This window comes from Streptomyces sp. UNOB3_S3, assembly GCF_020740895.1.
GTDB lineage: Bacteria > Actinomycetota > Actinomycetes > Streptomycetales > Streptomycetaceae > Streptomyces.
Map to the genome: position 1 here is coordinate 1 of NZ_JAILXP010000354.1, position 7,339 is coordinate 7,339.

The window sequence follows — 7,339 nt, forward strand, 5'->3', positions numbered from 1 at the left end:
GGCCGGGCGCGGGCCGGAGGGGGTGCCCCGGCCCCGCTCCCGGCCCGCGCCCGGCCTGCTCCCGGCCCGTTCCCGGGCCCGGATACGCCCGAGCGCCGGGTGGGCTGACATCAGCCCACCCGGCGCCCGGGTCTCGGATCAGGCGTCGGCCTTGGGGGCCGCCGCCTTCCGGGTGCGCTTCGGCTTGGCCTCGGCCGCCTCGGCGGTGTCCACGGCGGCCTCGGCCTTCTTGGCCACGGCCTTCCGGGTCCGCTTCGGCTTCTCCTCCGCCGCTCCGGCGGTCTCGACCGGGGCCGCGGCAGCCTTCTTCGCGGTGGTGCGCGTCCGCTTGGGCTTGGTCTCCGCCGCCTCGGCGGTGTCGACGACGGCCTCGGCGGCCTTGGGGGCCGCGGCCTTCCGGGTGCGCTTCGGCTTGGCCTCGGCCGCCTCGGCGGTGTCGACGGCGGCTGCGGCAGCCTTCTTCGTGGTCGTGCGGGTGCGCTTCGGCGTGGTCTCCGCTGCCTCGGCAGCGTCGACGACGGCCGCGGCGGCCTTCTTGGCAGCCGTGGCGCGAGTGCGCTTCGGCTTGACCTCGACGGCCTCCGCCGCCTCGGCGGTGTCCACGGCGGCCTCGGCCTTCTTGGCCACGGCCTTCCGGGTCCGCTTCGGCTTCTCCTCCGTCGCCTCGGCGGCGGCCTCGACGACGGCCGCGGCGGTCTTGCGGACCGTGCGGGTGCGCTTCGGCTTGGCCTCGGCGGCTTCGGCGGTGTCGACGACGGCCTCGGCGGTCGCCTCGGCGACGACGACGGCCTCGGCGGCCTTCTTCGCCGTCGTGCGCGTCCGCTTGGGCTTGGCCTCCGCCACCTCGGCCGTCTCGACGGCCTCGGCCTCGGCCACGGCGACGGCCTTCTTGGCGGTCGTACGGGTGCGGGTGCGGGCGCGCTTCGGCTTCGCCTCGGTGGCCTCCACCGTCTCCACCGTCTCCACGGCCTCCACGGCCTGCGCCACGCGGGCGGCCGGGACGGCCAGGGCCGCCGCGGCGCTCTCGACGGTCTGGAAGTCGACCGTGTCGGTCACCGGGGCGACGACCGGCCGGATACGGCGGCCGCGCGTACGGGCGGGGGCCTCGGCCTTCGCCGCGGGGGCCGCGGCCGGAGCGGCGGCAGGGGCCGCGGCCCGGGCCGGCTCGGCGGTCACGGCGGGCGCCACGGCGACGGCGGCCGTACCCGCACCGGCGTTCGCACCCGCGCTGCCGCGCGTGCGGCGACGGCGACGCGGACGGGCCGGGGTCTCCGGGGCACCGGACGCGCTCACGGCGCTCTCGACGGCCTTCGTCGGCTCGGCGGAGGGAGCCACGGCCGTCGCGGCCGCCGGGGCCTCCGAGCCGACCGGCGCGCCGTTGCGCGTACGGCGGCGCTGGCGCGGCGTACGCGTACGGTCCGGACGCTCCTCCTCCGCACGGTCACGGCCACCGTTGCGGTCGCCACGACGGCCACCGTCACGGCCGCCGTCACGACTGCCGTCCCGGCCGCGGCCACGGCCGCCCGGCTCGCCGAGGTCCTCGATCTCCTCGGCCGCGAGGCCGGCGAGGGTGCGCTCGGAGCGGGGCAGGATGCCCTTCGTGCCGGCGGGGATGTTCAGCGCCTCGTACAGGTGCGGGGACGTGGAGTACGTCTCCTCCGGGTCGTCGAACGAAAGCTCCAGCGCCTTGTTGATGAGCTTCCAGCGCGGGATGTCGTCCCAGTCGACCAGCGTGACGGCCGTACCCGACTTGCCCGCGCGGCCGGTGCGGCCGATGCGGTGGAGGTAGGTCTTCTCGTCCTCGGGGGTCTGGTAGTTGATCACGTGCGTGACATCGTCGACGTCGATGCCGCGCGCGGCGACGTCGGTGCAGACCAGCACGTCGACCTTGCCGTTGCGGAAGGCGCGCAGCGCCTGCTCGCGGGCGCCCTGGCCGAGGTCGCCGTGGACGGCGCCGGCGGCGAAGCCGCGCCGGGTGAGCTGCTCGGAGATGTCGGCGGCCGTCCGCTTGGTACGGCAGAAGATCATCGCGCGGTTGCGGCCCTCGGCCTGGAGGATGCGGGCGACCATCTCCGGCTTGTCCATGTTGTGGGCGCGGAAGATGTGCTGCGCGATGTTCGCGTGCGTCTGGCCCTCGTTGTCCGGCGAGGTGGCGCGGATGTGCGTGGGCTGCGACATGTAGCGGCGGGCCAGCGAGATGACCGCGCCCGGCATGGTGGCCGAGAACAGCATGGTCTGCCGACGGGCCGGCAGCATGTTGATGATGCGCTCGACGTCGGGCAGGAAGCCCAGGTCCAGCATCTCGTCGGCCTCGTCGAGGACGAGCGCCTTGACGTGGGCGAGGCTCAGCTTCTTCTGGCCGGCGAGGTCGAGCAGCCGGCCGGGGGTGCCGACGATCACATCGACGCCCTTCTTGAGCGCCTCGACCTGCGGCTCGTAGGCACGGCCGCCGTAGATGGCCTGGACGCGGACGTTGCGCACCTTGCCGGCGGTGAGCAGGTCGTTGGTGACCTGCTGGCACAGCTCACGGGTGGGCACGACGACCAGGGCCTGCGGGGCGTCGGTCAGCTGCTCGGGCTTGGCCCGGCCCGCCTCCACGTCGGCGGGGACGACGACGCGCTCCAGCAGGGGCAGGCCGAAGCCCAGGGTCTTGCCGGTGCCGGTCTTGGCCTGGCCGATGACGTCGGAGCCGGAGAGCGCGACCGGAAGCGTCATCTCCTGGATGGGGAACGGATTCACGATGCCGACGGCCTCGAGGGCCTCGGCGGTTTCGGACAGAATCCCAAGATCGCGGAAAGTGGACAGAGTCTTGCCTCTTCTGTGAGACGCGGCGCGAGGCGGCGAAGGGGGTCGTACGTGAGGGACGTACGGACCGCGCCGGGGTACTGAGCCGGCCACCGGGTGGGGCCGGGCGCGGCGCGGGACCACTGCCTTCGCTCGAGCACACGTGCCGCGAGCGGATCCCTCCAGGTGCGCACGACTCGTGCGCCCCGCGCGGAGGGCGGTCGGTTGTGTGGAAGCCGATCGGGCCACCGACCGGGCATCCGCTGGAGCCCTGGAGACTCGCCTCCAGAAGACACAGCATGAGTTGGGCCGGCCGAATACTCGGCTGGCCTATTAGCACTGTACCCCGGAAAGGCGCATGTGTGTCCGGACAATCGGGTGTCCGGATCGGGATGAACTGTCTGACCAGGGGGTTCGCCGTGTCGTACGGCGGGCTATCGTTCGCTGCATGGAGACGCCCGACACACCTGAGAACGCCACCGAGCCCGTCGCCCCGGCCGCCGGGGAGCACACCGGGATCGCCGCCCAGGACTGGGCCACGGCATCCGCGGACCCGCAGTACCGGGCGGCCGTCGTGGATCTGCTCGGTGCCCTCGCCTACGGTGAGCTGGCCGCCTTCGAGCGGCTGGCGGAGGATGCCAAGCTCGCGCCGACCCTGGACGACAAGGCCGCCCTGGCCAAGATGGCCGCGGCCGAGTTCCAGCACTTCCAGCGGCTGCGGGACCGGCTGGAGGCGATCGACGCGCCGCCGACCGCCGCGATGGAGCCCTTCGCCGCCGGCGTGGACGAGTTCCACCGGCTGACCGCGCCCTCGGACTGGCTGGAGGGCCTGGTCAAGGCGTATGTAGGCGATTCGATCGCCAGTGACTTCTACCGTGAGGTCGCGGCGCGGCTGGACTCCGACACCCGGGCGCTGGTGCTGGCCGTGCTCGACGACACGGGCCATGCCTCGTTCGCGGTCGAGAAGGTGCGGGCGGCGATCGAGGCCGAGCCCCGGGTGGGCGGGCGGCTCGCGCTCTGGGCGCGCCGGCTGATGGGCGAGGCGCTCTCGCAGGCGCAGCGCGTGGTCGCCGACCGGGACGCCCTGTCGACGATGCTCGTGGGCGGGGTGGCCGACGGCTTCGATCTGGCCGAGGTCGGGAAGATGTTCTCCCGGATCACCGAGGCGCACACCAAGCGCATGGCCGCGCTGGGCCTGGCCGCATAACAGGCGCCGGAGCAGCGGGACGGTCAACGCGCACCACCGGTATCCCGTCGTCGGCCGCGGTCGTCAGGCCGTGGCCGAGCGGCGGGGCCGGCCGGTGGGGCGCAGCAGCAGCGAGAGCAGCGCGACGCAGACGCCCAGGGAGACGCCCAGCGTGGCGAGGGTATGGCCCGGGCCCAGCACGGAATGGCCCAGGAGGGCTCCGAAGAGGGCGGCCCCCGGTCCGGTGGACAGGGCCAGGCCCCGGGAGCGGATCTGCCCGAAGCGCGCGGGAAGCCAGCGCAGGGCCGCGTAGGAGACGGCGAGGCCGATGAGGACCGAGCCGAGCGCTTCCCAGAGGATCATGCTCATACCCTCCCAGTGAGGTGGCCGAGAAGCGGGGTGCAAATCGGTCGTAGCGGTCTTACCCCGGGTCCGCCCCGGACAACCCTCGGCGACGATCTCGGTACGCCCCCGTTCCGGGCCCCGTACCGGATACGAACAACGGCGGGGCCCCGGTGAATTCCACACCGGGGCCCCGCCGTTCGATTCCGCTCGAAGCGGGTCACATCGCGCCGAAGCCGACCTTACGGGTCGTGGGCTCGCCGATCTCCACGTACGCCAGGCGGTCGGCCGGCACCAGGACCTTGCGGCCACGGTCGTCCACCAGGCTCAGCAGCGCGGACTTGCCGGCGAGCGCCTCGGCCACCATGCGCTCGACCTCCTCGGCAGCCAGCCCGCTCTCCAGAACGATCTCGCGGGGCGCGTGCTGCACGCCGATCTTGACCTCCACGGTCTGTCCCTCCGAAGGTTGGGGTCCCCCATGGCTGAGCCCAGGGGAGGGGTGCGCGGACCAGCCGCGCCGTACGTTGCACACATTAGCCCGGTACGGGCGGTCCGCCGGGCCCCGCCCGCACGCTCGCAGCGAACAGGCGGGAACACGCCCCGGGCGCGGGTCAGCCCTGCTCGTGCGCGACCTTGGGGAAGCCCGCGATACCGCGCCAGGCCAGCGACGTCAGCAGCTGGACGGCCGTCTCGCGCGGGACGGTGCTCTCGCTGGAGAGCCAGTAGCGGGCGACCACCTGGGAGACGCCGCCGAGGCCCACGGCCAGCAGCATGGCCTCGTCCTTCGACAGGCCGGTGTCCTCGGCGACGACCTCGCTGATCGCCTCCGCGCACTCCAGCGAGACCCGCTCGACGCGCTCGCGCACGGCCGGCTCGTTGGTGAGGTCGGACTCGAAGACCAGGCGGAAGGCGCCGCCCTCGTCCTCGACGTAGGCGAAGTAGGCGTCCATGGTGGCCGCCACGCGCTGCTTGTTCTCGTTGGTGGAGGCGAGCGCCGTGCGGACCGCCCGGAGCAGGTTCTCGCAGTGCTGGTCCAGCAGGGCCAAGTAGAGGTCCAGCTTGCCGGGGAAGTGCTGGTAGAGGACCGGCTTGCTCACGCCCGCGCGCTCGGCGATGTCGTCCATCGCGGCCGCGTGGTAACCCTGCGCCACGAAGACCTCCTGGGCCGCGCCCAGGAGCTGATTGCGTCGGGCTCGGCGCGGCAGGCGCGTGCCCCGCGGGCGCGCCTCTGTCTGCTCGATGGCTGTCACGCCGCCTCCCATGTCGTATCCGTGCACGGTGTGCACCGCGCCCGCCATCGTACTTTTCGGTAACCGGGGCGTGCGCGGTCGGAGCGGAGAATTTCATGGACCGGACGCTGTGGGAAATCGACAAATCGCCGATTATCGGCACAGCTGTCCCGGGAGTCAGCGGTAGTCGTCCTCGTTCAGCTCCACCACCCGGGCCTGCTCGGCGCGGTCCGCCTCGTTCGCCGCGTCCGGGTCCGCGTGCGCCAGTGAGTCGTCCTGGTGCGGGGACAGGTCCGCGTGCTGCTCGGCGGCGTCCGCTTCCGGGGTCTCCGCGTCGAACTCCATGGCAACCGCCTCGTCGTCGAGTTCTTCTTCAAAGGTGTCCGGGTCGGTCGGGTCGACAGGCATAAGGGATCCCTTCCGGTATCCGGGATGAGCGCCCTCTTACTCCTTGATACTCCCTGTTGGGCAGCCTAGGAGAGAGTGCCCCGCACCGCCAGGTGATCTGTGACCCCCGCCACAAGGGCCCCGGCGTGATCGTCTCGTAACATTGCCCGCATGTCATCGACCGAGTCGCCGGACACCGGTGCCGTGCCCGTGGTGCCGCCCACGCGGTCCTCGCGGGTCAGCCCGGGGGAGGCGCTGCGCACGGTGGCCCTGCCCGGGGTCACGCTGACCGTGCGCTCCCGGCCGCCCGTCCGCGCCGGGCTGCCGCCCGCGCTCTTCGTCCACGGGCTCGGCGGCTCCTCGCAGAACTGGTCCGAGCTGATGGACCGGCTCGCGGACACCGTCGACGGCGAGGCCCTCGATCTGCCGGGCTTCGGTGACGCGCCCCCGCCGGAGGACGGCGACTACTCCATCACGGGGTACGCGCGCGCCGTCATCCGCCTTCTCGACAGCAGCGGCCGCGGCCCCGTCCACCTGTTCGGCAATTCGATGGGCGGCGCCGTCGCCACCCGCGTCGCCGCGGTCCGGCCCGACCTCGTCCGCACCCTCACCCTCGTCTCGCCCGCCCTGCCCGAGCTGCGCCCCCAGCGCACGGCGGTGCCCACCGGGCTGCTCGCCGTGCCCGGCGTCGTCTCCCTCTTCGCCCGGATGACGAAGGGGTGGACGGCCGAGCGCCGCACCCGCGAGGTGCTCGCCCTCTGTTACGGCGACCCCGCCCGGGTGACGCCCGAGGGCTTCGCCCTGGCCGTCGCCGAGTACGAGCGGCGCCTGGAGCTCCCCTACTTCTGGGAGGTCATGGCCCGCTCGGCGCGCGGCATCGTCGACGCGTACACGCTCGGCGGACAGCATTCGCTGTGGCGTCAGGCGGAGAAGGTCCTTGCCCCTACTCTGCTCGTGTACGGAGTGCGCGATCAGCTCGTCTCCATCCGCATGGCCCGCCGCGCGAGCAAGGCTTTCCGCGACTCGCGGCTGCTGACGCTTCTCGAGGCGGGGCATGTCGCGATGATGGAGGACCCGGACGTGGTGGCTCGCGCCTTCCGGGAACTGCTCGCGGACACCGTCACGACACCGACACCGGAACGGAGCGCCCCGCCCCGTGGGTAAACACAGCGCACGCGCCGACCGGCCCCCCTACGGGACCGCCGCAGGCGCCGCCCCCGGCTCGGGCCGCCGCCGTACCGAGGGCGGGCCCGGCCCCGGGGCCTCGCTGCCCGACGCCGGGCAGCCCGTGTGTGCCTGCCCCTGGACGACTCGACCGTGGTGCTGTCCGGCCACGGCCCCCAGACGACCATCGGCCAGGAGCGCGCCACCAACCCCTACCTCAGGGAAGTGGCCGCCGGCCCCGGAGCCG

At 73.3% G+C, this 7,339-nt stretch carries 7 protein-coding genes and 1 pseudogene; 3 read left to right on the top strand and 5 right to left on the bottom strand.

The window, feature by feature from the left end:
• Nucleotides 1-138 precede the first annotated feature (138 nt).
• On the bottom strand, nt 139-2,715 hold the full coding sequence (locus tag K6I33_RS28525; protein ID WP_308297344.1) for a DEAD/DEAH box helicase: 2,577 nt from the start codon (nt 2,713-2,715) through the stop codon (nt 139-141).
• 517 nt (nt 2,716-3,232) lie between these two features.
• Here K6I33_RS28525 and K6I33_RS28530 point away from each other — a divergent pair.
• A complete protein-coding gene (locus tag K6I33_RS28530) occupies nt 3,233-3,991 on the top strand; it encodes a ferritin-like fold-containing protein (RefSeq protein WP_229357421.1) in 759 nt (252 codons plus the stop codon).
• Nucleotides 3,992-4,054: 63 nt separating this feature from the next.
• Here the strand turns inward: K6I33_RS28530 and K6I33_RS28535 are convergent, their stop codons facing one another.
• The 4 genes from K6I33_RS28535 to K6I33_RS28550 all read right to left on the bottom strand — a co-directional run bounded on the left by K6I33_RS28535 (nt 4,055) and on the right by K6I33_RS28550 (nt 5,949).
• Nucleotides 4,055-4,333 (bottom strand): hypothetical protein, encoded by a 279-nt coding sequence (locus tag K6I33_RS28535; RefSeq protein WP_189451565.1) that lies wholly within the window; start codon nt 4,331-4,333, stop codon nt 4,055-4,057.
• A 199-nt stretch (nt 4,334-4,532) separates the two neighbouring features.
• Nucleotides 4,533-4,760 (bottom strand): DUF3107 domain-containing protein, encoded by a 228-nt coding sequence (locus K6I33_RS28540; protein WP_229357422.1) that lies wholly within the window; start codon nt 4,758-4,760, stop codon nt 4,533-4,535.
• 163 nt (nt 4,761-4,923) lie between these two features.
• On the bottom strand, nt 4,924-5,562 hold the full coding sequence (locus tag K6I33_RS28545) for a TetR/AcrR family transcriptional regulator (RefSeq protein ID WP_229357423.1): 639 nt from the start codon (nt 5,560-5,562) through the stop codon (nt 4,924-4,926).
• 156 nt (nt 5,563-5,718) lie between these two features.
• Nucleotides 5,719-5,949, bottom strand: coding sequence for a hypothetical protein (locus tag K6I33_RS28550; protein WP_229357424.1), 231 nt, complete (start codon nt 5,947-5,949; stop codon nt 5,719-5,721).
• 150 nt (nt 5,950-6,099) lie between these two features.
• Here K6I33_RS28550 and K6I33_RS28555 point away from each other — a divergent pair, with 150 nt between their 5' ends.
• Nucleotides 6,100-7,092, top strand: a complete 993-nt coding sequence (locus K6I33_RS28555) for an alpha/beta fold hydrolase (protein ID WP_229357425.1) — start codon at nt 6,100-6,102, stop codon at nt 7,090-7,092.
• 120 nt (nt 7,093-7,212) lie between these two features.
• Nucleotides 7,213-7,339: pseudogene (locus K6I33_RS28560) on the top strand (MBL fold metallo-hydrolase); the annotation flags it as partial.